General features: G+C 67.3%; 22 protein-coding genes and 1 tRNA gene. 9 read left to right on the top strand and 14 right to left on the bottom strand.

The features are described 5' to 3' along the window. The first annotated feature begins 180 nt into the window (after positions 1-180). Positions 181-2,949, top strand: coding sequence for an alpha-amylase family glycosyl hydrolase (locus ACFWIX_RS13115; protein WP_377216565.1), 2,769 nt, complete (start codon positions 181-183; stop codon positions 2,947-2,949). A 12-nt stretch (positions 2,950-2,961) separates the two neighbouring features. On the opposite strand, the gene malQ is transcribed toward ACFWIX_RS13115, so the two are convergent. The 4 genes from malQ to ACFWIX_RS13095 form a co-directional block, all read right to left on the bottom strand. Beyond that, entirely contained in the window at positions 2,962-5,115 is a 2,154-nt protein-coding gene (gene malQ / locus ACFWIX_RS13110) for a 4-alpha-glucanotransferase (protein ID WP_377216564.1), read from the bottom strand. 146 nt (positions 5,116-5,261) lie between these two features. Next, on the bottom strand, positions 5,262-5,996 hold the full coding sequence (locus ACFWIX_RS13105; RefSeq protein WP_377216563.1) for a GAF and ANTAR domain-containing protein: 735 nt from the start codon (positions 5,994-5,996) through the stop codon (positions 5,262-5,264). Positions 5,997-6,131: 135 nt separating this feature from the next. Continuing rightward, positions 6,132-7,160 (bottom strand): DMT family transporter, encoded by a 1,029-nt coding sequence (locus tag ACFWIX_RS13100; RefSeq protein ID WP_377216562.1) that lies wholly within the window; start codon positions 7,158-7,160, stop codon positions 6,132-6,134. Then, complete coding sequence (locus tag ACFWIX_RS13095) at positions 7,157-7,753, bottom strand: TetR/AcrR family transcriptional regulator (protein ID WP_377216561.1); 597 nt, start codon at positions 7,751-7,753, stop codon at positions 7,157-7,159. The genes ACFWIX_RS13100 and ACFWIX_RS13095 overlap by 4 nt, the downstream gene beginning before the upstream one ends. Before the next feature lie 142 nt (positions 7,754-7,895). On the opposite strand from ACFWIX_RS13095, the gene ACFWIX_RS13090 reads away from it, so the two are divergent. After that, positions 7,896-8,195 carry a DUF4193 domain-containing protein gene (locus tag ACFWIX_RS13090; RefSeq protein ID WP_377216560.1) on the top strand — a complete coding sequence of 100 codons (300 nt, stop codon included), beginning with the start codon at positions 7,896-7,898 and terminating at the stop codon, positions 8,193-8,195. A gap of 40 nt (positions 8,196-8,235) precedes the next feature. On the opposite strand, the gene ACFWIX_RS13085 is transcribed toward ACFWIX_RS13090, so the two are convergent. Continuing rightward, positions 8,236-10,527, bottom strand: coding sequence for a S8 family serine peptidase (locus ACFWIX_RS13085; RefSeq protein WP_377216559.1), 2,292 nt, complete (start codon positions 10,525-10,527; stop codon positions 8,236-8,238). Positions 10,528-10,707: 180 nt separating this feature from the next. After that, positions 10,708-11,274, bottom strand: a complete 567-nt coding sequence (locus ACFWIX_RS13080) for an OsmC family protein (protein ID WP_377216558.1) — start codon at positions 11,272-11,274, stop codon at positions 10,708-10,710. A gap of 134 nt (positions 11,275-11,408) precedes the next feature. Here ACFWIX_RS13080 and ACFWIX_RS13075 point away from each other — a divergent pair, with 134 nt between their 5' ends. The 3 genes from ACFWIX_RS13075 to ACFWIX_RS13065 all read left to right on the top strand — a co-directional run bounded on the left by ACFWIX_RS13075 (position 11,409) and on the right by ACFWIX_RS13065 (position 14,261). Beyond that, on the top strand, positions 11,409-12,092 hold the full coding sequence (locus ACFWIX_RS13075) for an ArsR/SmtB family transcription factor (RefSeq protein WP_377216557.1): 684 nt from the start codon (positions 11,409-11,411) through the stop codon (positions 12,090-12,092). After that, positions 12,079-13,380: an MFS transporter gene (locus ACFWIX_RS13070; RefSeq protein WP_377216556.1), complete on the top strand. Its 1,302-nt coding sequence runs from the start codon at positions 12,079-12,081 to the stop codon at positions 13,378-13,380. Before ACFWIX_RS13075 ends, ACFWIX_RS13070 begins: the two co-directional genes overlap by 14 nt. A gap of 68 nt (positions 13,381-13,448) precedes the next feature. Continuing rightward, positions 13,449-14,261, top strand: coding sequence for a GDSL-type esterase/lipase family protein (locus ACFWIX_RS13065; RefSeq protein ID WP_377216555.1), 813 nt, complete (start codon positions 13,449-13,451; stop codon positions 14,259-14,261). Between the two features lie 17 nt (positions 14,262-14,278). Here the strand turns inward: ACFWIX_RS13065 and ACFWIX_RS13060 are convergent, their stop codons facing one another. The 4 genes from ACFWIX_RS13060 to ACFWIX_RS13045 form a co-directional block, all read right to left on the bottom strand. Further along, on the bottom strand, positions 14,279-15,034 hold the full coding sequence (locus tag ACFWIX_RS13060) for a GAF and ANTAR domain-containing protein (RefSeq protein WP_377216554.1): 756 nt from the start codon (positions 15,032-15,034) through the stop codon (positions 14,279-14,281). A gap of 161 nt (positions 15,035-15,195) precedes the next feature. Then, positions 15,196-15,750: a cysteine hydrolase family protein gene (locus ACFWIX_RS13055; protein ID WP_377216553.1), complete on the bottom strand. Its 555-nt coding sequence runs from the start codon at positions 15,748-15,750 to the stop codon at positions 15,196-15,198. 6 nt (positions 15,751-15,756) lie between these two features. Continuing rightward, entirely contained in the window at positions 15,757-16,329 is a 573-nt protein-coding gene (locus tag ACFWIX_RS13050) for an HhH-GPD-type base excision DNA repair protein (RefSeq protein WP_377216552.1), read from the bottom strand. Between the two features lie 886 nt (positions 16,330-17,215). Continuing rightward, positions 17,216-17,288, bottom strand: a tRNA-Lys gene (locus ACFWIX_RS13045). 184 nt (positions 17,289-17,472) lie between these two features. On the opposite strand from ACFWIX_RS13045, the gene ACFWIX_RS13040 reads away from it, so the two are divergent. From ACFWIX_RS13040 to ACFWIX_RS13025, 4 genes are all read left to right on the top strand, one after another. Then, on the top strand, positions 17,473-18,132 hold the full coding sequence (locus tag ACFWIX_RS13040) for a hypothetical protein (protein WP_377216551.1): 660 nt from the start codon (positions 17,473-17,475) through the stop codon (positions 18,130-18,132). Between the two features lie 198 nt (positions 18,133-18,330). Next, a complete protein-coding gene (locus ACFWIX_RS13035) occupies positions 18,331-18,948 on the top strand; it encodes a DUF47 domain-containing protein (protein ID WP_377216550.1) in 618 nt (205 codons plus the stop codon). 1 nt (position 18,949) lies between these two features. Beyond that, positions 18,950-19,960 carry an anion permease gene (locus tag ACFWIX_RS13030; protein WP_377216549.1) on the top strand — a complete coding sequence of 337 codons (1,011 nt, stop codon included), beginning with the start codon at positions 18,950-18,952 and terminating at the stop codon, positions 19,958-19,960. Between the two features lie 156 nt (positions 19,961-20,116). Next, the gene (locus tag ACFWIX_RS13025; protein ID WP_377216548.1) at positions 20,117-20,524 is read left to right on the top strand and encodes a hypothetical protein; all 408 of its coding nucleotides are present in this window, start codon (positions 20,117-20,119) and stop codon (positions 20,522-20,524) included. 21 nt (positions 20,525-20,545) lie between these two features. Here the strand turns inward: ACFWIX_RS13025 and pstB are convergent, their stop codons facing one another. The 4 genes from pstB to pstS all read right to left on the bottom strand — a co-directional run bounded on the left by pstB (position 20,546) and on the right by pstS (position 24,693). Next, complete coding sequence (gene pstB, locus ACFWIX_RS13020) at positions 20,546-21,325, bottom strand: phosphate ABC transporter ATP-binding protein PstB (RefSeq protein ID WP_377216547.1); 780 nt, start codon at positions 21,323-21,325, stop codon at positions 20,546-20,548. Between the two features lie 95 nt (positions 21,326-21,420). Continuing rightward, the gene (gene pstA / locus ACFWIX_RS13015) at positions 21,421-22,533 is read right to left on the bottom strand and encodes a phosphate ABC transporter permease PstA (RefSeq protein WP_377216546.1); all 1,113 of its coding nucleotides are present in this window, start codon (positions 22,531-22,533) and stop codon (positions 21,421-21,423) included. Beyond that, positions 22,534-23,466, bottom strand: coding sequence for a phosphate ABC transporter permease subunit PstC (gene pstC / locus ACFWIX_RS13010; RefSeq protein WP_377216545.1), 933 nt, complete (start codon positions 23,464-23,466; stop codon positions 22,534-22,536). A gap of 108 nt (positions 23,467-23,574) precedes the next feature. Continuing rightward, positions 23,575-24,693 (bottom strand): phosphate ABC transporter substrate-binding protein PstS, encoded by a 1,119-nt coding sequence (pstS, locus tag ACFWIX_RS13005; protein WP_377216544.1) that lies wholly within the window; start codon positions 24,691-24,693, stop codon positions 23,575-23,577. Positions 24,694-24,697: the final 4 nt, after the last annotated feature.

The raw sequence follows: 24,697 nt of genomic DNA, 5'->3' as shown, positions 1-24,697 counted from the left end.
GCCTGAGCCTGTATGCCGCCCGAAAGACCGCTGTGAGGCTAAAAATACAAGGTAAACGTGATCTCGGCAACTTACCCAAACGCTGGAGAAATTCTGTGGAAGCGCTTACAGTTGTGACCTGTTCCACACTGTCGCTTCGTTGACCTGTGCAGCAGCGCCGCCCTCAGGAAGGTCTCACCGATGATTCCCACGATATTCCGCCGTCCCGACGCACGCCCACCCAAGCCCCTCAGCATCGCCGCGGCAGGCCTCCTCGCCGCTGCCCTTGCCGCCTCCGCCGCCGTCCTGCCGGCTGCAGCAACCCCCGCCCAGTCCGGGCAGGACGGCAAGAGCCGGCCGTCATCGTCGGCCCTTCACTCTCTCCGCGCCCCCGTGACGGATGAGAACTTCTATTTCGTCATGGCGGACCGCTTCAGCAACGGCAGCACCGCCAACGACGACGGAGGCCTGGGACCCGACCCCATGGTTTCCGGCTTCGATCCCACCAGCAAGGGCTTCTACAACGGCGGTGACCTGGCTGGCCTGCTCGGCAAGATCGACTACATCCAGGACTTGGGCACCACGTCCATCTGGCTCACGCCGAGCTTCAAGAACAAAGCCGTCCAGCCGGAGGACCGGTCGGCCGGCTACCACGGGTACTGGATCACGGACTTCACCCAGATCGACCCGCACCTGGGCACCAACGATGAGCTGAAGGCCCTGATTGATGAGGCGCACAAGCGCGGCATGAAGGTGTACTTCGACATCATCACCAACCACACCGCCGATGTGATCGGCTACGAGGAAGGCGCCCGCCGGCCGTACATCTCCAAGGACGCGGAGCCTTACCGGACCGCGGCAGGCGAAGCGTTCGACGACCGTGACTTCGCCGGGCTGGAGAGCTTCCCGGACCTGGATCCGGCCACGTCATTCCCCTACACGCCGCTGCTGGAGCCCGGCGAGGAGGACCTCAAGGTGCCGGCCTGGCTCAACAACCCCAGCCTGTACCACAACCGCGGGGACACCACTTTCGCCGGCGAGGACGCCTACTATGGCGACTTCTTCGGCCTGGACGACCTGTTCACCGAACACCCCAAAGTGGTGGACGGGATGAAGGAGATCTACCAAACCTGGGTCGGCGACTTCGGCGTGGACGGTTTCCGGATCGACACTATGAAGCACGTCAATGATGAGTTCTGGCAGGAGTTCGGGCCCGACGTGCTGGCCTACGCCAAGGAACAGGGCAAGGACGAGTTCTTCATGTTCGGCGAAGTCTTCGACACCACCAAGAGCTTCACCTCCCAGTTCACCACCCGCAACCGGATGCAGGCAGTGCTGGACTTCCCGTTCCAGGACGCCGCCCGCAACTTCGCCTCCCGAAGCAAGGACACCAGGGAACTGGAAACCTTCTTCGCCGGCGACGACTGGTACACCGACGCCGATTCCAACGTCTACCAGCTGCCCACCTTCCTGGGTAACCACGACATGGGCCGCATCGGGAGCTTCATCGCCGCGGACAACCCCGAGGCGACAGACGCCGAAAAGGTGGCCCGGGACGGGCTGGCCCATGAGCTGATGTACTTCTCCCGCGGCAATCCGGTGGTCTACTACGGCGACGAACAGGGCTTCACCGGCCCCGGCGGCGATCAGGATGCCCGCCAGACGTTGTTCGCCAGCCAGGTTCCCGACTACCTGGACGACGACCTGCTGGGGACAGCCGCCACGCATGCCACGGACAACTTCGCCACGGACCACCCGCTCTACGCCAAGATCAGCGGGCTCGCGGCGCTGACCAAGGAGCATCCGGCCCTCCGGGACGGCGCGCACCAGCACCGGTACGCCTCCGAAGGTTCCGGAATCTACGCGTTCTCCCGCACCGACGCCCAGGACCAGCGCGAGTACGTGGTGGCCCTGAACAACAGCGAAGAGACCCGGACCGCCGAGGTTCCCACCTATGTGGCAAAGCGCAGCTTCACCCGGATCTATGGCGACGCCGCCGCCGAGACCAAAACCTCCGCGGACAGCACGCTGACCGTGACCGTTCCCCCGCTGGGCGCCGTCGTCTACCAGTCATCGGGCAGGATCCCGCACTCCAAGGCAGCTCCGGCCGTCGGACTCCAGGCCCCGAAGGCCGCCTCCGGTGACAACGGGCGCATCGAGGTGACGGCCGACGTCGGCGGTTCTTCGTTCTACGAGGTCACCTTCGAGGCGCGGACGGCAGGCGGGCAGTGGGAGCCGATCGGCACCGATGACACCGCACCGTACCGCGTGTTCCACGACGTCGCCGCGCTGGACCCGGGCGCGGCGGTTGAGTACCGGGCCACAGTGCTGGACAACGGCGGGCACACCCGCACCAGCCCAGTCGTGGGCGCCACGGTTCCCGCGCCGGTCCTGACCATGCAGTCGCCCGCCGAAGGCAGCAACGTCAAGGGCTCTGTCCAGGTCAGCGCCACGGCCGATCCGGAGAAGGCCAGCCACGTGGTGTCGCTGGAGCGCAGCGTCGACGGCGGGGCGTGGACGTCGCTGGGCACGGACAGCTCCTCGCCCGTGTACTCGGTGACCGACGACGTCTCCGGTCTGCCGGACGGAACCCGCGTGCAGTACCGGGCCACCATGGCCGGTCCCGGCTTCACGGTGGCCAGCCAGCCGCGGGCGGTGACGGTGGGTGACGCGCCGCAGCCCGATTCGGTCTCGGTGGCCGGCTCGCTGAACCAGGCGATGGGCTGCACGAACCAGTGGGATCCGTCCTGCGCTGAGGCGATGATGACCCTGGCCCCGGACGGCATGTGGCGGCTGACCGTCGACCTTCCCGCGGGCAGCTATGAATACAAAGCGGCCCTGAACGGCACCTGGGAAGAGAACTATGGTGCCGAGGGGATCCGCAACGGAAGCAACCTCGTGTTGGAGCACGACGGCGGCCCGGTCACCTTCACCTACGACCACGCCACCCACGTGATCACCTCCAGCTGAACCGCACGCCGGTCAGGGGTGGAGGGAGCGGTCCACGGCGGCCAGCAGCGCATTGAACCGGGGGTTGGCCGGGAGGTCGTCCAGCAGGACCGGCCTCCCGTCCGGCCCGCCCAGGGGCACCTGCCAGTTCGGATACACCTCCCCGGTGGTGCCGGGCTGGTTCTGCACGCGCCGCTCCCCCACCGCGTCCACCAGCGCCACGCCCAGAAGGGCCGACGGCGTCTGGCTGAGCAGGAGGTGCAGCGCCTCGATGGTGCGTTCCTCCGACGCTTCTCCGGCAAGGTAGCCGCGTTCCCGGAGCAGGGCGAACATCTTTTCCAGGGATGCCTCGTGCTCGGCGCGTTCTTCCGCCTCGGAGCGTTCCAACAGGCCCAGCCGGCTGCGCAGGCCCACGTGGTCCCCGGCGAGGTACCCCGCGGTGGGCGGCAGGTCGTGGGTGTTGACGCTGGCGAGCGCCTGCGTCCGGTACTTTTCGGGCGCAAGGGGGGCGTCGCCGTCGTACTCGAACCAGAGGATGGACGTGCCCAGGATGCCGCGTGCGGCCAGGTAGTCCCGCACCCAGGGTTCGAAAGTGCCCAGGTCCTCCCCGATCACTACAGCGCCGGCGCGGTGCGCCTCCAGTGCGAGGATGCCGATCAGCGCCTCGTGGTCATAACGGACGTAGGCTCCGTCCCCGGGTGTGTTCCCGCGGGGGATCCACCAAAGCCGGAACAAGCCCAGGATGTGGTCCACGCGGATGCCGCCGGCGTGCCGCAGCACAGTGGCCAGCATGTTCCGGAACGGCAGGTAGCCTGCTTCGGCCAACCGCGCCGGGTGCCACGGCGGCTGGCCCCAGTCCTGGCCCTGCTGGTTGTACATGTCCGGCGGGCACCCCACGCTGATCCCTGCGGCCAGGACGTTCCGGAGCGTCCAGGCGTCGGCGCTGCTGTGGTCCACGCCCACGGCGAGGTCGTGCACCACACCCAGCCGCATCCCGGCCCGAAGGGCGGCGCGCTGGGCGTCCTCCAACTGTTCATCGCAGATCCACTGAAGCCAGCGATGGAACCCGATGCGGTCCGCCAGCTTCTCGCGGAGCGATTCGGCCTCCGGGCTGCCGAGCGCAAAGCCGGGGTCGGTCCAGCGGGGATCATCGGCGGGAATGTCCTCACGGAGGGCGGACCATAGCGCAAAGTCCTCCAGCCCCTGGCCGGACGCCCGGCAGAAGGCGTCAAAGGCGGCCTGCCGCGCAGGAAGACGGCGGGAGTGGTAGAGCATTTCCAGTGCCTGGAGCTTCGCGGCATACACGGCGTCCCGGTCCAGCCGGCCGCCTTCCCGGTTGAGCGCGGCCACCTCCTCGCGGAGCTTCTCCACCGCTGCCCGGCGGCGCGGTTTCAGGTACGCGAGCTCCGGAATGTCCTCGATACGGATGTAGAGCGGGTTGAAGAATCTGCGCGTGGACGGCGAGTAGGGCGATGGCTGGACTGGAGGGACCGGCTCGGCGGCGTGCAGCGGGTTGACCAGCACATAGTCGGCTCCCCGGGTGCCGCTGAGCGCGGCCAGGTCCGCCAGGTCCGAGAAGTCGCCGATGCCCCAGGAGCGCCGTGACCGGACCGAGTACAGCTGGGTTGCCAGTCCCCAGCCCCGGCGTTCCTCCAGCTGCCGCGCCGTACCGAGCCGGGCGGGGGTGACCACCAGGGTGGCGGTGGCCGTGGCGTCGCCGGCCTCGGCGTGCAGGGTGTGCCACCCCAGCGGCAGGTCCTGCGGCAGTGCGAAGATGGTCCGCGCCGTGGGCACGCCGTCAACGTTCACCGGCGCCAGGCGGGCCTTCTGCCGGACAGGGTCGCGGCTGCCGGAGCCGTCCTCGAGCGTGACGGCCAGGCTCACCGGGGCGCCGTCGGGGGCATGGACCGGCACTTGCGCCGGCTCACCTTCCTGGATGACGACGGCGGGAGGCAGCATCCGCCGCCACGGCGCCAGTTCTGCTTCCACCAGCGCCGCCCGGATCTGTTCATCCGTGCCGGCCTCGACGCCCAGCGCTGCGAGGACCTTGATGAGGGTGCCTTCGGCCACGGAGTGCGGCAGCCCGTCCCAGCCCTGGAACGAAGTTTCCACTCCGTGGGCGTCCGCCAGTTGCTGGAGCAGGTGGGGGTCAGGCTGTTCTGGGTGCTGCTGGTCTGAAGCCGTCATGCGTGTCCGCCTCGCGTGGTGTGGTGGGCCCGAACTTACAGTGCTGCCTGTTGCACCGGGCGCTTGCACCCCCGTGCACAACCGTTGGTCCAGATTATTGCAGGGCGGCGTTCTGCCGAAACCCGCGCCCGGCTGAGGGGCCGCGCTTACGGGTCGAAGTGGGTGCTGACCGTTCCCGCGCCCACCCTGCCCAGGATCTCGGCTGCCAGTTCCCGCAGCTTCTGGTTGCGGTGCGAGGAGGCCTTCGTGAGCAAGGCCATCGCTTCCTCCTGGGAACAGCGGTTTTGCGCCATGATGACGCCGCAGGCCAGGTCGATGGCGGTGCGGTTCTGAAGGGCCGCAGTGAGGTCGTCAGCAAGGTTCTGGGCGTCCGAGATCTTCAAGGCCAGCCGCAGCGCCCGTCCGGCCAGGCCGGCGAAACTTTCGGCGCGCTTGACGATGTCCTCGGTGAAGGTGTCGGGCTCGACGGCGAAAAAGTTCAGCGCGGCGGCGTGGTTCTCGTCCAGGGCCAGCGGCACGCCCAGCACCGCCCGGCAGCCATGTTCCGCCAGGACTCTCTGGTACTCCGGCCAGCGGTTGTCAGTGGCCACGTTGGCGAGCAGCACAGGCTTCATGGCCTCCATGGCTGTGAGGCAAGGTCCTTGGCCCAGCGCCTGCTCCAGCCGGTCCAACTCCCGGGCCCGGTCGCTGCTGCCGGCCACGGTGGTACTGCGTTTACGCCTCCGCAGGGTCACGCCGCAGTCGATGGGGCTGCCGGCCGTCTGGCTCAGGGTACCGGCGGCCACGACGGACAGTTCCCCCAGGAAATCGTTGACATTGTTGCTGCCGATGATGAGGTCATGCAGTTGCAGGAACTGGTCATGCGCGCCGGAGGATTCCATCCCTCAATATAAGCCCATCCCGCGTGCCTCGCGCTTGCCTAAGATGGCTCCATTGATGCCCGGTCCCCGGCAGGCGGCCAAGATCACCGCCCACGTCCCCACCCGCGGAGTCCGCGTGCTGGACGGCGGGCCCCGCTAGGATGTCCCGGACTGAGCCGGTTCCGGGCGCTTGGGGGAACCCGGCAGCCCGCGCGGGGTCGCCGTCGGACCGGCACGTTCCCTCCCGGGCGTGAGGATGAACAGGCTGCCCAGCACGACGGCGGCGCCGAGCCAAGCAGGCGCCGGGAGCCGCTCCCCCACGACCAGCACCGCAAGCACCGCCGCCACCACCGTTTCCAGGAGGGAGATACTGGTGGCGGTGCTGGCGCCGGTCCGCGCCAGTCCCCAGCCGAAGAGGACATAGCCGGCGAACATCGGCACCACGGCCATATAGGCGCCCACCGAGAAGTTTGTCCAGGACGCGAGGAGTGGCGCACCCGTGAGCGCGAGCACGGGCATCAGCATCAGGCCGCCCAGGCCGAAGACCGCTCCCATGGCGGCCCGCGAGGAAATGCCCCCGCCGATCAGGCGGTGCGCCGCCCATGAATAAAGCGCGTACGTACCGCCGGCCAGCAGGCCCAAGGCGATTCCCGCCGTCGTACTCCATGGGCTGGAGGGACCGCCCGGGACCGGCGGAATGCCTGCCGGGGCATGGCCCGAGAAGGAAAGCAGCGCGGCGCCGGAGATGCCCAGCAGCGCCCCTGCGGTCCACCGGCGCGTGAGGGGTTTCCGGTCGGCGAACCGTTCGATCAGTGCCGCCGCAATGGGGGCCGAGCCGATGGACACCACCGTTCCCACCGCCACGCCGGACAGGCGCATGGAGCTGTAGAAGGCCAGCGGGTAGACGGCGACGGCCACGGCGCCGAGCGCCACCAGCCGCCAGCGCGCGCCGATGTGGAGGCGGTGCCCGGCGATGGCCCGCCCGGCATACAGGGCCTGCAGGAGCCCGCCCACTCCCATGGCGGCCGCACCGATCGCCAACGGGCTCACCGCCGGGGCCAAGGTGGCTGCCGTTCCGGTGGTGCCCCACAGGACCGATGCGCCAACCACGGACAGGGCACCCCAGCGGGCCGCCCTGGCGTGCCGGTTCCGGCCCGCTCCGGAGTCCCCGCCACGGCCCGTCACAGGGCAGCCAGGATCTCGACGGCGATGCGCCGCGCGTCGCGCAGCCTGGTGTCGTCCCCTTCGAGGCCGGCGCGCGCCATGGACCCCTCGAGGAGGAAGGCCAGGTGCCGGGCGACCTCCGCGGCACGCTCCTGCGTTTCGGGCAGCAGCTCGCGCACCGCCGCTGCCAGCAGTTCCTCCACGTCTTCCTTGTGACGCCGCACCGCGTCCCGGCCTCCATCTCCCGCCGGGAATTCCGCGGCTGCGTTGAGGAGCCCGCAGCCACGGAAGCCGTGCCGGTACGCGGAATTGGCGTGGTCGGCGTAGGCATCAAAGACGGCCAGGACCCGCTCGCTGGGGTTGGCCGCGGTAGCAGCGCGGGCGCTGTAAAGGTCCAGCCATTCCGCGTGCCGGGCTTCGAGGTAGGCCGCCACCAGGTCCGCTTTGGACGCGAAATTGTTGTAGAGGCTCTTCTTGGCCACCCCGGCTTCAGCGGTAATGGCATCGATGCCGGTGCCGGCCACCCCGTTGGCGTAGAAAAGCTCCGCCGCAGCTTCGAGCAGAAGCTCCCGGGCGGGCCGCCGGGACGGCGCTTGGGTCTTTTGGGCGGGCACGGCAGATCCTCGATTCGCTGGTAGGTAGACCAGTCTACCTACCAGCGAATGCGGGCGCCACCGCCCGGGAATATCTGAGGGCCCGCCCCGGTTTCAGCACTGTCCAGGTAATCTGGCCACCAGCCGAACAGGAGGAGTAGCCATGTCAGTTGACTACGACGCCCCGCGGGCAACGCCCGGGGAGGAACCGGCCAACGACCTCGAGGGCCTGAAGACGGACAAGGCCGGCCGCCGCGAGGCCGTTCCTGACGTTGACGAGACGGACCTTGCGGACAGCTTCGAGCTGCCCGGCGCGGACCTGTCCCAGGAGGAACTCCAGATCCAGGTGGTTCCGGTACAGTCCGACGAATTCACCTGCATGTCCTGCTTCCTGGTCCATCACCGCAGCCAGCTGGCGCGGGAAAAGGACGGGAAGAAGTACTGCAAGGAATGCGAGTCCTGACAGCCCGCCCTCGCGCCCGCTTCGTGTCCGGGTTTCCAGGCTATGAGCGGGACGTGTACGCCGAGAACCGGTACATGAAGGCGGCCATGACGTCACGCGACACAGCCAGCGTGGGCCGGTAGGACTTCGTTCCGTCCGGCTCCGACCAGCCACCGCTGATCCGGGCAGCCGCCAGCCAGGAAATCTCCTTGTAGAAGACCCGGTTCACTGAGACGTCCGAGAACGGCGAAACCGCGGGCGGGGTGAAGGCCGGACTCCCCGCCAGTCGGTACATGAACGCAGCCATCACGTCCCGGGACACCGCCAGCGTGGGACGGTACTCCCGGGTCCCGTTGGGCCCTGCCCAGCCCCTGCTCACGCCCGTGCTCGCCAGCCAGGAAATCTCCTTGTAGAAGTCATGCGTCACCGGCACGTCGGTGAAGGGCGACACCCGTGGCGGGGTGAAGGCAGGGCTTCCCACGAGCCGGTACATGAATGCCGCCATCACGTCCCGCGATACCGCCAGGGCGGGGCGGTACGTCCGGGTTCCGTTGGCCCCGGCCCATCCGTTGCTGATGCCCCTGGCCGACATCCAATGGATTTCCGAAGCGAAGACCCTGGTGAATCCGATGTCGATGAAGGGACGGACCCGGACCGCCGGCGATGTGCTGGAGGCCGGCGCGTAGCCGGGTTTGGAGCCGGTGACCACCACGCGCAGATCCTGCAGGGCATCCAGGCGGTTGGTGGTATAGGTCCGGCCGGTCGCCAGCGGAATGGGCGTGCCGCCGCGCGTCCACTGGTACGTGAACGACGCCGGCGAGGGCACCCAGGTGCCCTCGTTGGCCGCCAGGGTCAGGCCTACGGCCGCATCGCCCTGCACCACAGCCGATCCCGGCATCAGCTCAGGGGCCGGGGGTTCCGACGGAGGTGCGGGCAGGGCCGCCAGGGCGGCTGCGGCGTCCAGCAGGCCGGCCCCGCAACCGCTCACATCGCATTTCTGCGGCAGGGGACGCGCGGTGTCCTTGAGCGTCTTCTCCACCTGGTCCGGCGTCAGGGTGCCGTCGGCCGCCAGGAGAAGTGCCGCGACGCCGGCCGTGTGCGGCGCCGCCATCGAGGTGCCCTGGCGGTACACGTAGGTTTCCTGGGCCGGCGCAGTCGTTCCGGTGTTCAAGGTTGAGGCAATACCGTTTTTGGCGCTGGTGGCCATGTAGCCTCCAGGCGCACTGATGTCCACGACCGGGCCGTAGTTTGAATAGGGCGCCCGGGCTCCTTCACGGCCGGTGGCACCGACAGTGATGACGTGCTCGCAGTTCGCTGGCGTGAAGTCTGCTGCGGGCTGCCCTTGGTTACCGGCCGCAACCACAACAACAGCCCCCTGGTTTGCCGCGAAGTTCAGCGTGTCCTGGAACGTAGTGCCGCATGCGGCGGCGGCCCCGAGGCTGAGATTCACCACCCGCGCCGGCGTCGGGTTGGGCGGGATCCCGGGCAGGGCGGCTCCCACGGCCCAGAGGACCGCGTCGGAAATGTCGCTCATGTAGCCGCCGCAGGTACCCATGGCCCGCAGTGGCTGGACCTTGGCCCCGTAGGCAACGCCGGCTACACCTTTGCCGTTGTTCGTGGCCGCGGCGATGATGCCCGCCACGTGCGTCCCGTGCCATGACGAAGCGTCCGAGCCGCACCAGTCGCCCTCGTCCCGGGAGTTGGGGTCCCGGCCGTCGCCATCGTTGGACACCAGCGGATCGCTGATGAAGTCAAAGCCGGGGACGATATTTTCCTGAAGGTCCGAGTGTGTCGTGATCCCGCTGTCCACGACGGCCACGATCTGCCCGGCGCCGGTGGACCGCTGCCAGGCCCCCGGCGCCCTGATTCCACCGGTTTCCTCGAAGAGGTTCCACTGGAGGTCGTAGTACGTATCGTTGGGGGCCGACGCGGCGGGCCGGAGGAAGGTGTCGATTTCTGCGTATTCGACGCCGGGGGACGCGGCCAGACCCTCCGCAACCTCCTGGGCAGCCTGGGGCGTGAGCCGCTCGCCTGCCTTGGCCACGGCGAGGTTCCGGCCGTCGGCACGGACCTCCTGCAACGACACGCCCAGCCGGCGACCCGCATCGCTGTACGCCTGGGTCCGGAGCAACTGTCCTTTGGACGAAGCAGCTGCAGGGTCCTTGAACTTGACCACGAACCGGGTTTCCAGGCCGTCCGCGGCGGCTCCGTGGCCCGCGTGGATGGTGGGGTCGTCTGCGATCGGCGACGGCTGGTCCTGGGCCCGGGCCGGAAGACCGGCCAGAGTGGATAAAACCAGCAATACCGGCAGTACCAGGATGGCGTAAACGGTGCGGCGGGCGGGCTGGAGCATAAACGGGACCCTTCACGTTGGCGGCCATGACAGATGGTCACAAACGTATCGCAGCCGCAGGAGACCTATTACGTTCATTGTGCTGGCGTTCACGGTTCTTGTAAACAACGCTCCGGGACCCAGCGTTCAGGTCCGGGACGGAATCGGCTCCCCCTCCGCTTCCGCCCCGCGATGCCGGCCCTAGTGGATTTCCAGCGTAGTTTCCACGGGGACCTGGTTGGCCAGGCAGTCGCGCACGGGAGAGGTCTTCTGCACGTAACGGCACAGGGCCTGAAGCTGCTCGGCAGTGGCGTTCGGGCTTGCCACGCGGGCCTTTGCGCGGATTGCGGTGAAGCCGGGCCGCGGTCCGTCGAGTCCGAGGAACGGCCCCACGTCGAGGTCTCCCTCCAACTCAAACGCGAGGTCGGTCAGTTCGATCCCCTGGGCCGCGGCATTGGCGGCGTAGCCCACTGCGTAGCAGAAGCCCAGCGCCTGGAGCAGGAGTTCCACGGCATTGGGCCCCCGGTTGTTGCCCAGGAGCACCGGGGGTTCGTCCCCTTCGAGCTCAAAGGCCTCCGCGCGGGTCGTGTCGGGCTGACCCGCCTGGGTGAACCCTTGGATACGCCCGGTGTTGTACGTGCCTCCGCGCCAGGTGCTGGTGGCTTTGAACGTAAACGTCCCGAGGCCCGGGTCCGATTTGATGGCGTCGATGGTTGCCAAGAGCCCGTCCACGTCGATGCCATTGCGGGCGGTTGTTGCATTAGTCATGGCATTGCTCTCTCCTTCTGGGCCGGCCGATGCGGTCGGCGGGCGATATTCAAGTAATAGCTTGAATATTTGAATTCGACACCTGGACGGGGTATCTTGTCAAGCATCTACTTGAATAAAAGGGAAGGTGTTCCGTGGGAGACAGGGAAGCGAAGGACGCGCTGTATGACGCGTTCGCATCCGTGGCCAAAGTGCTGGGCAGCGGCCGCCGGGCTGAAATCGTGGACGTACTGGTGCAGGGGGAACGCGCCGTGGACGAAATCGCCGCGGAGATCGGCCAGAGCGTGGCCAACACCTCCCAGCATCTCCAGCAACTCCTCCGCTCCGGACTGGTCCTGACGCGCCGCGAGGGGACCAGGATCTTCTACCGGCTGGGCAGCCCCGCGGTGGCGGACCTTTGGGCATCCGTCCGGCGGGTGGCGGAGGAGCATGTCGCGGAACTGGCAAAGCTTGCCGACTCCTACCTGGGCGACCGCTCCGCGCTTGACACCCTGACCCAGCTGGAACTGAACGAGCGCATGGAGGCGGGGGACGTCGTCGTCGTCGATGTCCGGCCGGAACCCGAATTCCGCGCCGGCCATATCAGCGGTGCCGTCTCCATCCCCCTGGAAGAGCTTGAATCGCGCCTTCAAGACCTGCCCGCTGGGCAGACGGTGGTGGCGTACTGCCGCGGTCCGTACTGCGTCTTTGCCGATGACGCGGTGCGGCTGCTGCGCGCCCGGGACATTCCAGCGGCACGCCTGGAGGCCGGATACCCCGAGTGGGCCGCTGCCAGCCTGCCCGTTGACCGCGGAGTGCCCGGCGATGACCAGGCGTAGCCCGGAAGTTGCGGCTGCACTTGGGCTGCGCCAGAACCTTGCCCAATTCATGCTGCTGGTGGCCGTCAATGCGATGGTGGGCGGAACGCTTGGCCAGGAACGGACGGTCCTGCCACTGCTGGCCGGACAGATCTTCGCCCTGGACCTTTACACCGGAGCCCTGACCTACATCCTGGCCTTCGGCCTGGCGAAGGCCGCCACGAACTATTTCGCCGGCACCCTCTCGGACCAGTACGGCCGCAAACCGGTCCTTGTCGCCGGCTGGCTCATTGCCTTACCGGTTCCGCTGATGCTGATAACTGCCCCCACCTGGGGGTGGATCGTTGCCGCGAATGTGGTGCTGGGCATCAGCCAGGGCCTGACCTGGTCCACCACCATCGTGATGAAGATGGATCTGGTGGGCCCGGCCCGGCGCGGGCTGGCCATGGGCCTGAACGAGGCTGCCGGGTATCTGGGCGTTGCCGGTGCCGCACTGGGAACGGGTTACGTGGCCGCCCATTATGGACTGCGCCCCGCGCCGTTCCTGCTCGGCGCAGCGTTCATCGCCGTGGGCCTGGGACTGTCCGTCCTCACCGTCAGGGAGACCCACCAGCACGCCAAGACCGAGGCCAGCGGGCACGTGGACAGCCACGCCGGCGCCCACGCTGGCCTGAGCAACCGGGAGATCTTCTCCCTGACGAGCTTCCGCGACCGTTCGTTGTCCTCGGTGAGCCAGGCCGGGCTGGTCAACAACCTCAACGACGGCCTTGCCTGGGGCCTCTTTCCCGTCCTGTTCGCGGGAGCCGGGCTGGGAGTTGACCGGATCGGCATCCTTGCCGCGGCCTACCCGGCAGTATGGGGTGCCGGCCAACTGCTTACCGGCGGGCTTTCCGACAAAGTAGGCCGCAAGCCGCTGATCGTTGGCGGCATGCTTGTCCAGGCCCTCGCCCTTGCCGTGACCGGCCTCGGTGAAGGTTTCGGGATCTGGCTGGCCGCCGCGATCCTCTTGGGTGTGGGGACGGCCATGGTCTACCCAACCCTCCTGGCAGCGATCGGCGACGTCGCCCATCCCCATTGGCGCGCCCGCTCCGTCGGGATCTACCGGCTATGGCGCGACGGCGGATTCGCCGTAGGTGCGCTGCTCTCCGGCCTTATCGCGGACGCCTACGGGATCCCGGCGGCGATCATCGCCGTCGCCGCCCTCACCGCCGCCTCCGGCATCCTGGTGGCGTTCCGGATGCGCAACGACGACCACGCATCGGCAGCAACGGACGAACCGCCGTCGACACAGCCGAGGCACCGGGTGTAGCTTTTTGCCTCCAGGGTCTTTTTGTGGGCGCCGGCCCGTCGCAGCGCCGGCCATACCAGGAGGTTGCCGTGCGCAAGATCGCGAAGTTCCTGCTCATTCCACTGCTGTTCTTCTTCATCGCCGCCGGGGCACAGCCCGCGGCCGCGGCTGCCTATCCCAAGAGCATGGCCGCCCTTGGCGACTCGATTTCGCAGGCTGCCGATGTCTGCTGCTGGTACGGGGACCACCCGGCCCAGTCCTGGTCCACCGGGAACAACCAGTACGATGGCATCCGCAGCCACTACGAGCGGCTGCTGGCCGTGCAGCCGGCCATCGCAGGGAAGAACTACAACAACTCGCGCAGCGGCGCCAAAGCCTCAGACCTCCCTGCGCAGGCCCGAGCCGCGGTGGCACAGAAGGCCCAGTACGTCACCATCCTGATCGGCGCCAACGACCTCTGCACGTCCACGACGGGAGGAATGACGGATCCTGGCAGCTTCGAGACCTCCATCCGCACCTCCTTGCAAACGCTCAACCAGATGCGGCCCCGGCCCCAGGTTTTCGTCAGCAGCATCCCTAATGTCCACCATCTGTGGTCCGTCCTGAAAGGCAGCGAGATCGCGCAGTGGGTCTGGTCCACGGCCAAGGTCTGCCAGTCCATGCTCTCCACCGCCAACACTGACGCTGACCGGCAGCTCGTGGTGGACCGGGAACTCGCGTTCAATGCTTCCCTCGCGCTGGTCTGCCAGGAGTTCGGGCACATGTGCCGGCACGACGGCGGGGCGGTCTACAACTATCCCTTCACCGCCGGGGATGTCAGCGTCCTGGACTATTTCCACCCCAGCCTCCGGGGCCAGGCAGCCCTGGCGGACGTTACGTGGAATGCGGCCGGATGGTCCTGACCTGCTGACGTCCCCGCCTACTCGTCGAAGTAAGTGAAGGTTTTCGCCCCGCCGGCGATGGATGCCACCACCGCGGCGGCGACATCCCGGAGCTTCATGTTGCGGGTGTTTGAAGCCTTCTGCAGCACGCGGAAGGCGGAATCCTGCCCGCACCTGTTCTGGGCCATGATGGCACCGGTGGCAAGATCGATCACGGTCCGGCTCTGCATAGCAGCGCTCATGCCTTCCCGGGTGTCCTCGAGTTTGGCCATCCGCAACACGAGCGAGAGCCCCTTCGACGCCTGCTGCACCAATGCATCGGCGGCCGCAACGGCATTGCGGTCGAATGCACCGGCCTCCCTGCCGTAGACGTTCAGTACGCCGCGGCACCCGTCTTCGAGCTTCAGCGGAACGCTCAGCACGGCAAGAAACCCGTTGTTCCCGGCGGCAGCGGCGTACTCCGGCCACAGCCGTTCACCCCTCAAATCCGGCACGTTGACCGTGGAGTGGGTGTGCACCGCAGTCATCCCGGGGCCGCCGCCGAAACGGCCTTCCAGCTGATCGAGGAGCTGCGCGGCAGGATCGCTGCCAGCTACCACGGAGGCCTTCTTGTGCCGGTCCAGCCGGATTCCACACACCAATTGCGAGCCGTCTGCGCCCAGAGTGGCTGCCGCATACCGGGCCAGCTCCGAGAGAAGCACGTCGACAACGGGGCCACTTTCCAGAACCAGGTTCTGCAGGTGCAGGGCCACGTCGGCCTGGATTCTGTCGTGTGGGACAGCTGTATGGGGCACGGTTCTCCCTCCGGACATTGGTCTCGACCCATAACTGCATGGCCCGCCCACTGCCGAACGGTAGTTCCACCCTACCCGCGCCGCCGGAAACCACGGAGGCAGCGGCGGGCAGTGACGCCGTCACCCGTCTCTTGAGGCGTGGGGAGGCCCTGGAGTGGAAACTATCCGCCCCGCAGCCTGGCGAGGATTTCGTCGTTGGACTGCACCGCCTGCCGGTAGGCCGTGGACAGGATGCGCAGCATGTCCGCGGCGTCCTCACTGTCCTCGGAGGCCACCGCGTCCCTGGCGTAGGTAACGCGGATGTTGTGCGCAAAGGCGTCGGCGCCGGTCTGCGCGATGCAGTTATGCGTTGAGATGCCGGCGAGCACCACTTCCTCGGCACCCCAGTTCCGCAGCCGGGCCAGGAGGTCGGTGCCCACGAAGGCGCTGTCGCGGGTCTTGTTCAGTTGCGGCAGCCCGTCCTTGGCCAGGCCCGGCACGGCCTCGGCCTGCTTGCTGCCGCGGAAGATGAAGCCCTGGTCGTCGTCGAGCATGTTCAGCGTCCAGGTGGACTTGTCCCGCTCGTGTTCCGTCCCTACCAGGAGGGCCTTGTGGCCGGTTGCGGTGAAGCCCTCCAGGAGCGCGTTGCAGGAGGCCACCACCCGGGCCTGCTGCGCGGCCAGTTCGGGCGCCTCGAAGTAGGCGTTCTGCATGTCGATTACCAGCAGTGCGATCACGGGAGCCTACTTCGCAGCCTTGGCGGCCGCCTTGGCCGCCTGTTTGGACGCGCGGACTTTGGCGAGGGATTCGGGGTCCACGATGTCCGCCACCGAAAGGTAGGCGCCAGCCTCGCCGTATCGGCCTGCGGCCTCGCGCCAGCCAGGAGCCTGCAGCCCGCGCTGCTTGCCCAGCAGCGCAAGGAAGATCTTCGCCTTCTGATCCCCGAAACCGGGCAATGCCTTCAACCTTCGCAGCACCTCAGGGCCGTCCGGGTCGCCTTTGGTCCAGATTGCTTTGGTGTCGCCGCCCCATTCGGTGTGCACGGTGTCCGCGAGCGCCTGGACGCGCGCGGCCATGGATCCGGGAAACCGGTGGACGGCCGGGCGCTCCTTGAAGAGCTCCACGAACGCCTTTGGATCGTGCCCTGCGACGGCCTCCGGATCGATGGAGCCGAGCCGTGCCCGAATCTTCTCCGGCCCCGCGAACGCGGATTCCATGGTCACCTGCTGGTCCAGCAGCATTCCGGTCAACAGCGCGAAGTCATCTTCGCTGAGCAGCTTATCCGCGGCGGGGTCGCCTGTGATGTGCAGTTCCATGCGCCCATCCTGCCACTCCGCGGCCCTCCCCCGGGAAACCAAGTACCGGCCCTGCCAAAAAACGAGTACTCCTTACGCGTTACCTGCCATACCCGCCCGGGCTAAGTTTTTCCTCACAGCCAACGGGGGTCTGGCTCGCAGCACTTGACTCATGAGGGGGTGGGGCTGGCGATGCATATGCGGCACACAGCAGGTTTCCCTGGGCACCGGCCCCGGGTACTAAGCGGGGCCGGCGATGAGGAGGCCTTTGAGACCGAGGCCTCTCCCCCAGCCGTCGCCGGCCCCCTCCTCCTGGACACAGTCGCCGAATTCGAACCGATCACCGGCGTCGAAAGCCTCTCGGCATCGCTGCTGCGGCTGGCTGCCGCGGCCGCCGCGGTGATGGCGTCGAACGTCCGAATCCCCGTGGACTGCGGCCTCGTAGTCCTGCAGCCCACCCGCCCGGCGCAGGTGTCCGGTACCTCCCCGGATGCGGCCCGCCTCCTGGAATGGGAAATCGCAAGGCATCAGGGGCCGGCGAGCGCGGTGCTCGCGGGCGGCCACCCCGTGGGGGCGCTTCAAGGAAGCGGAGACGTGCGCTGGCCGCAGTACGCCGAACAGATGTACGACGCCGGACTGGCCAGTTCGCTGGCCGTGCGGCTTCGGCTGGACTGCTGCAGGGAGTGGCAGGGGACGCGGGCGGCCCTCACCTTCCATTCCCGCAGCGCCGGCGGGCTTTCGATGGACGTGATCGCAGCCGCCCGTTTCCTCGCCGTACCTGCGGCCCGCGGCCTGGAGCGCGTGCTTGAGGGAGTTGCGCGGACCAGAACTGCCCTCCCCGGAACGCACAATCCCCGGCTCCCTGCAGCAGCAGGAAACCGGGGATCATGTCCACTCTCCGAAAGAGTGGGCCCTGTGGGGCTCGAACCCACGACCCACGGATTAAAAGTCCGATGCTCTACCAACTGAGCTAAAGGCCCCTGCCGGGCAACACTGCCGCCCGGCCCAATCCATTTCTGGACGTTTAATACTCTAACGCATGCTCCCGCCGCCTTCGCACCCGGCCGGGCGCCGCCGTCGTACGCTGACGCCCGCCCGGCAGCGCCTCCATGGTGCGCCCCCGGATGCTCGATTTCCACCGCGGCACAGGAGTAGCGTGGGGGCATGAGCGAGGAACCAGGATCCAGTCCGTATGGCGGCGCGAACCGGCACCACAAGCCGAAGCCCTTTGCCCCGGTTGATTTCGAGCCTTTCGCGGGCGGCGCGGATCCGGCACGGATCTCCGAGGCCGCCCACCTCGCCGCTCAGGCGCTGGTCCGCCATGGCCGGGACAGCGATGATCCGGTGGTCACCGAGCGCCTGGTGAAACTCGCCGATGAACAGGGTCTGGAGGCGATCGCGGAGATGTGGGCGGAGAGCCCCGCACGCTCTCTGCCCGGAGCCCTGTGGCGCCTGTACGCACTGCGGGCCGCCACCGTCCGCGACCCGGAGCGGATCTCGGTGTACTTCCGCGCCGGCAAGGACACGGCGCAGGTCTCCAACGTGGTGGCCGGTGCTGCGGAGCCGCCCGGGGCGGATGAGATGACAGCCATGGCAGACGCCATACTTTCGGGCGCGTTCGACGGCGAGTTCGACGTTGCGCTGGAACGTTCCGCCGCGTTCTGCCGCGTCGTCGCGCTCGGCCAGGCGACCCTCGCCGACGGTGCCGAGCACGCCAATGAGGCCCACGCCAGCAAGCTCACCCGCAGCTCCCACCAGCTGGTGAAAACCGCGGAGGACCTGGAGCACGCCGCCAACGCCTGGCGCCTGGGCGAGCTGGACTAGCACCCTGGCGCCACCCCGGATGCCCCGATTGTCAAGATTGACTTGGACCAAGCATCGTAGAACACTGAAACTGGTGCCGAACCGCGAAACCCCCGGGCTTCAACAATTAGCCGCCTAGAGCGGCCTACCGCCGAGAGGCGTATCCGGTTCGGCACCATTTTTGCGCCCGTTTTCATACCCTGCCGGTAGAGTTAGCGCGTGAAGCTGCGCCTTTTCCCCCAGGAGCCCGCCGGGCTGAACCTTCTCTCCCAGATGGCACAGCAGATTGTGCTCGCCTCCGGCACGCTCGCGGAGATCCTGGGCGTACCGGCAGCCGAGCAGGGCCGGCTCGTGGAGGACATGCACAACCACGAGGCCAAGTCGGCTGAACTGAACTTCGCCCTCCTAACGCACATGCGCACCAGCTTCGTGAACCCGCTCCCCCGCGAGGATATGTACGCCCTGTCCCGCTACCTGAACGAAGCCATGGAGAAGATGGACGCCGCCGCAGAGCTGGTGGGCCTCTACAAGCTGGACCGGTTGCCCAAGCGCGCCGCCGAGCAGCTGGAGATCATCAGCCGGCAGGCCGAGCTCACCGTTGACGCGATGCGCCGCCTGGACAACCTGGACGACCTCGAGGACTACTGGATCGAAATCCTCCGCCTCGCCAAACGGGCCGAACGGACGCACCGGCTGTGGGTCTCGGACATGATCAACGACATGAAGTGGGCGCAGTACTCCCGCAACCGCGACGTCGCCAACCAGCTGGTGGAGGTCACCAAGGACATGCGGCGTGTCGCCGTCCAGGTGGGCAGCATCATCGTCAAGGAATCGTGAGGTGGCTCCGGTCATCTTCGGCGCGGTGGTGCTGCTTGCTGCCGGATTCGCATTCTTGAACGGCTTCCGTGACGCATCTACTTCCGTGGCACTGGCCGTCCGCACCAGGGCCCTTACCCCAAGCGTGGCCGTTCTGCTGGCGGGATTCTTCAACTTCGTCGGCGCCCTCCTGAGTGCAGGCTTTGCCGTGGCCATCAGCCGGACCTGGATCAGCCTCCCCGGCGGAACGGACGGCCTTACCATCCTCGCGGCGGGGCTGGCCAGCGCCTGTGCGTGGGGAATCCTGATGTGGTGGCGCGGCATCCCGACCTCCTCCACGCATGCATTGGTAGGCGGGCTGGCCGGCGCAGCCCTGGCCAGCCTGGTGGTGGGCGGCCCAGGCGTCCGCGGGGTTGACCAGTCCCTGCTGCTGCAGGTGGTGCTGCCGCTGCTGCTGTCACCGCTGGTTGCGTACAGCGGCGCCTTCCTGCTGGTCTATCCCGCCACCTGGAGCGCCCGCTACACGCAGCCGTCCGTGGTCAACCAGCGGTTCCGCCGCAGCCAGGCGGTTGCCGCGGGGGCGGTGGCCTTCGGCCACGGCCTGCAGGACGGGCAGCGGATCAGCGCCGTGCTGCTGCTGGCGCTGATCGCCGGGGGGTATGACGACGGCGGCGGCATCCCCTCCTGGGTGGCCCTCCTGACCGCCGTGCTCATCAGCGCGGGGACACTGTTTGGCGGCTGGCGCATTTCCCACACGGTGGGCTACAAGATCACCCGGATCGACCCCCTGCGCGGCTCCGTGGCGCAGATCCACAGCGCGCTCCTGCTGCTTCTGGGGGCCGTGGTGTTCCACTGGCCACTGTCCAGTACCCATACCGTCACCGCTGCGGCCCTCGGCGCGGGCGAAAACCAGCACTTTTCAGTCACCAACCGGAAGCTCGTGTTCCGCATCGTGGCGCTCTGGGTGCTGACGCCGCTGGCTGCTGCCATGCTGGCGTTCATCCTGGCGCTGGCGCTCTCGCCCCTGCCGTAAGACCCTATACACCCGGGCGGCGGTGACGTACATTCAAAAGTACGTTCCGGCGGCGGTGACGCCTGGAACGTGCGTCCGGGCCGCGTGCTGGGCCCGGAACCGCGCCGCTGCAGCCACCGGCGGCCCCCATGCACTTCGTGGAAAAGAGCCGGCGCTTTGTCCCACTCCGTTCCCCGGTACCCCCTGCCACTGCCCAGGGCTCTGCGGTGCGAGTCCTGCGGAACCGAACACCGGCTCACCATCCATGCGATCACCGCGATGGAGACAGGCAACAGCGAACTCGTTACCGTGTCCTACACCTGCGCCGACTGCCAGCGGTTCCAGGAGCATCCTGCCTACGCTGCGGACGTGACGGCCGTCCTGCACCAGGTCCGCTGGATGGCGCGGGTCATCCTGTTCGGCGACGACTACGTGCACTGCGGTTTCCCGATGGAGGAGGCCGAACTGGAGGTCGAGCGGCTCTGCTACCGGAGCAGTGCGACCGGCGGCGGGCTCAACACGCTGTCACTGCCGGTCCGCGTGCTGCGCTGCCACTGCGGCTTCCAGCTCGAAGTCCCGGGATAGCGTTCCCGGGACAGAAGAGCTTTATCCGAAGCGGCCGGAGACGTAGTCCTCGGTGGCCTTCTGGGTGGGGTTGCTGAAGATGGTGTGCGTGTCCCCCACCTCGATCAGCTTGCCGGGCTTGCCGGTGCCGGCAATGTTGAAGAACGCGGTGCGGTCCGAAACGCGCGCCGCCTGCTGCATGTTGTGCGTCACAATGACAACGGTGTACTGGTCCTTGAGCTCATTGATGAGGTCCTCAATGGCAAGGGTGGAGATGGGGTCCAGCGCGGAGCAGGGTTCGTCCATCAGGATGACCTGCGGCTCCACGGCGATGGCCCGCGCGATGCAGAGGCGCTGCTGCTGGCCGCCGGACAGGCCGGAGCCGGGCTTCTCCAGCCGGTCCTTGACCTCGTTCCACAGGTTGGCACCCTTGAGTGAGCGCTCCACCAGGACGTCGGCCTCGCCCTTGGAGATCTTCTTGTTGTTCAGTTTCACGCCGGCCAGGACGTTGTCCCGGATGGACATGGTGGGGAACGGGTTGGGGCGCTGGAACACCATGCCGATCTGCGAACGCACCGTCACCGGGTCAACGCCGGGCCCATAGAGGTTGTCGCCGTCCAGCAGGACGTCGCCTTCCACGCGGGCGCCGGGGATGACCTCGTGCATGCGGTTCAGGGTCCGCAGGAAGGTGGACTTGCCGCAGCCGGACGGGCCGATGAAGGCGGTCACCGACTTGGCCTCGATGTTGATGGTCACGTCTTCCACGGCAAGGAAGTCGCCGTAGTACACGTTCAGGTCCTTGACGTCGATGCGCTTAGACATGGTGTTCCTTCACTAACTGGGTATGAATTGAAGTCTAGGATCCGGCCCGGAAGAGTGGAAGGGCCGGCGTCCGGGGAACGGAGCGGAAGGGCTGGTCAGCGGCCGATCTTCGGCGCGAACACCCGGGCGATCAGCCTTGCGCCGAGGTTCAGGACCATCACCAGGATGATCAGCACCAGGGCCGCCCCCCACGCACGCTGGTTGGACGGGTCCGGGTTGGCCGGTGACGTGGGATTGAGGATCTGGGTGTAGATAAAGGTGGGCAGGGAAGCCATCCATCCGCCGAACACGTTGTTGTTAATGCTGGTGGCGAATCCGGCGGTGACCAGGATGGGCGCCGTTTCGCCGATGACGCGGGCGATGGCCAGGGTGACGCCGGAAGCGATACCGGAGATCGCCGTCGGAATAACGACCTTAAGGATGGTCCGCCACTTCCGCACGCCCAGGGCGTAGGCGGCCTCACGCAGCTCGTTCGGGACGATCTTGAGCATTTCCTCGCTGGAACGCACCACAACGGGGATCATCAGGACGGAAAGCGCAACGGCGGCTACCGCGCCGGTCTTGGTCCCCGGCCCCACCACCGCGAAGAAGAAGGCGGCGGCGAAGAGACCGGCCACGATGGACGGGATGCCGGTCATGACGTCCACGAAGAACGTGATGGCCCGGGCCAACCGGCCCTCGTTGCCGTATTCGACCAGGTAGATGGCGGTCAGCAGGCCCACCGGAACGGAGATCACGGTGGCCAGGAGGGTGATCTGCACAGTGCCCAGGAGCGCGTGGTAGATGCCCCCCAGAACCGGGGTCCCGTTCTCCACGGCCTTGTTGTCGTAGACGCCGGTGACGCCGTTCATGGAGTTGGTCAGGAAGCCGGGGGTCACGAGGCCCGGGATGCCGTTGACCAGGACCGTCCAAACCACGGAGACCAGCGGAAGCAGCGCAACCAGGAAGGAGCCCACCACGAGGCAGGTGGCCAGCTTGTCCTTGGCCTTCCGGGGTCCTTCCACCGCTGCGCTCCAGGACACGAGCCCCACGGCGAACAGGATGGCCGAGACGATGCCCCAGCCGAAGACATTGAACCCGATCAGGGCCATGATGGCTGCACCGGCAATAAGCGCGCCGGCCAGCACCGCGTAGGGAGCATACTTGGGCAGTTGGCCCTTGGTCAGGGCGGAGCGCTTGCTGCGCAGGGGGGTAAGCGTGGAGGTCATTTAGTTGGCTCCCGAGAATTCTTTGTGCCGGCTGATGATCCAGCGGGCGACCATGTTCACGGCCAGGGTGATGATGAACAGGACCAGGCCGGCGGCGATGAGGGTGCTTACCTTCAGTCCGCTCGCTTCCGGGAAGTTCAGTGCGATTTCCGCGGCAATGGTCTGGTTACCGGACTGGATGAGGCTGGCGGTGAGGGCACCGGAGGAGAGCACCAGCGCCACGGCCATCGTTTCACCCAGCGCGCGGCCCAGGCCGAGCATGACGGCGCTGATGATGCCGGGACGGGCGAACGGAAGAACAGACATCTTGATCATTTCCCAGCGGGTGGCGCCGAGCGCCAGGGCGGCCTCTTCGTGCAGCTTGGGGGTCTGCAGGAAGATTTCACGGGACAGGGAAGTGATGATGGGGAGCACCATGACGGACAGCACGATGCCGGCGGTGAGGATCGTCTTGCCGGTGGCGGATGCCGGTCCCTGGAAGATAGGCAGCCAGCCCATGTTCGCGGCCAGCCAGTTGTAGGCGGGGGAAATTTCCTTGGCCAGGAACGCCGCGCCCCAGGCGCCGTAGATCACGGAGGGAATCGCGGCCAGCAGGTCAATCACGTAGCCCAGGCCCGCGGCGAGGCCGCGGGGGGCAAAGTGCGAGATGAAGAGGGCGACACCAATGGCGATCGGGGTGGCGATGACAAGGGCAATCACCGCGGCGATCAGCGTGCCGATGACGATGGGCCAGATGTAGGCGAAGAATCCTTCACCGCCGCCGATCTCTTCGGCGGGGGCAGTCAGGGCAGGGATGGCCTGGACCACCAGGAAGAGGGCGACGCCGAAGAGGACGGCGAGGATGAGGCAGCCCGCGGCCAGGGCGGCGCCCGAAAATACTTTGTCCCCGGCGCGGCCGGCGCCCTGGGTGCTGGTCAGGGTTGTGGCGGTCATTCGACGGCCCTTCGATCGTGGAGGTACTGAAACTGGGGGTGCGGCTTCAATGCCAAGTTCCCCGCACTGCCTCACGGCTGTGCGGGGAACCCGGTTTTGGTGCGGTAATTAGGACTTTACCTTGATGGACTCGATGGCCTTGACAGCCTTCTCGGCCAGCTCGGCGGAAATCGGAGCCGACTTCGCGGAATCCGCGGCGGCCTGCTGGCCTTCCTCGGACACTACGTAGTTCTCGAAGGCCTTGACGAGGTCAACGGTTTCCTGGTCTGCGTAGGTGGAGCACACCACGTGGAAGGAGACCAGAACGATCGGGTAGGCACCCTCGATGGTGGTCTTGCGGTCCAGCTTGATGGACATGTCGTTCTCGGAACGGCCTTCCACGGGCTTGCCGGCGTCGACGGCCTTGGCGGCGGCCTCGGCGGAGATGGTGGTGAAGGACTCGCCCACCTTGATCTGGGCCACGCCGAGCTTGCCGCTCACGGCGGAGTCGTCAGCATAAGTTACGGCGCCGGGGGTGTCGGTGACGGCTTTGACCACACCGGAGGTTCCCTTGGCGTTCTCACCCTTCAGGCTTGCCGGCCATTCGCCGTCGGCCTTGTCGGTCCATGCCTCGGGGGCAGCGGCAGCCAGGTACTCGGTGAAGTTCTTGGTGGTTCCGGAATCGTCGGAACGGTGCACTGCGGTGATCTTGAGGTCGGGCAGGGTGGTGCCCTCGTTCAGCGCTGCAATCGCGGGGTCGTTCCACTTGGCGATTTCGCCGCGGAAGATCTTGGCAGCCGTAGCGGCGTCAAGCTTGAGTTCCTTGACCTCCGGCAGGTTGTACGCGATGGCGATCGGGGAAACGTATACCGGAATGTTCAGCGCGCCTTCAGGACCGCAGACCTTCTTGGAGTCCTCGAGCTCTTCGTCCTTCAGGTAGGCGTCGGAGCCTGCGAACTGGGCGGAGCCGTCCAGGATGGCCTTGCGGCCGGCGCCGGAACCGTCCGGGGAGTACTGTACGGTTGCGCCGGGGTTGGCGGCCGCGAACTCGGTCTTCCAGGCGTCCATGGCTGCGCCCTGGGCGGATGAACCGATGCCGGTGAGGGTACCGGTGACCTTAGCGCCGCCGGACGCCTGGTCTGCGGGAGCGGTGCCCGTAGCGTTGTCTGAACCGCATGCCGTAAGCGCGAGTGCGCCGGCTGCGATAACAGCGATAGCCGCGTGGCGGCCGAAGCGGAGTGCCTTCACAGAT

The sequence above is a fragment of the Pseudarthrobacter sp. NPDC058362 genome, from assembly GCF_042723515.1.
GTDB lineage: Bacteria > Actinomycetota > Actinomycetes > Actinomycetales > Micrococcaceae > Arthrobacter.
The sequence above is the reverse complement of the archived record's forward strand: the minus strand, read 5'-3'. Positions and strand labels throughout refer to the sequence as shown.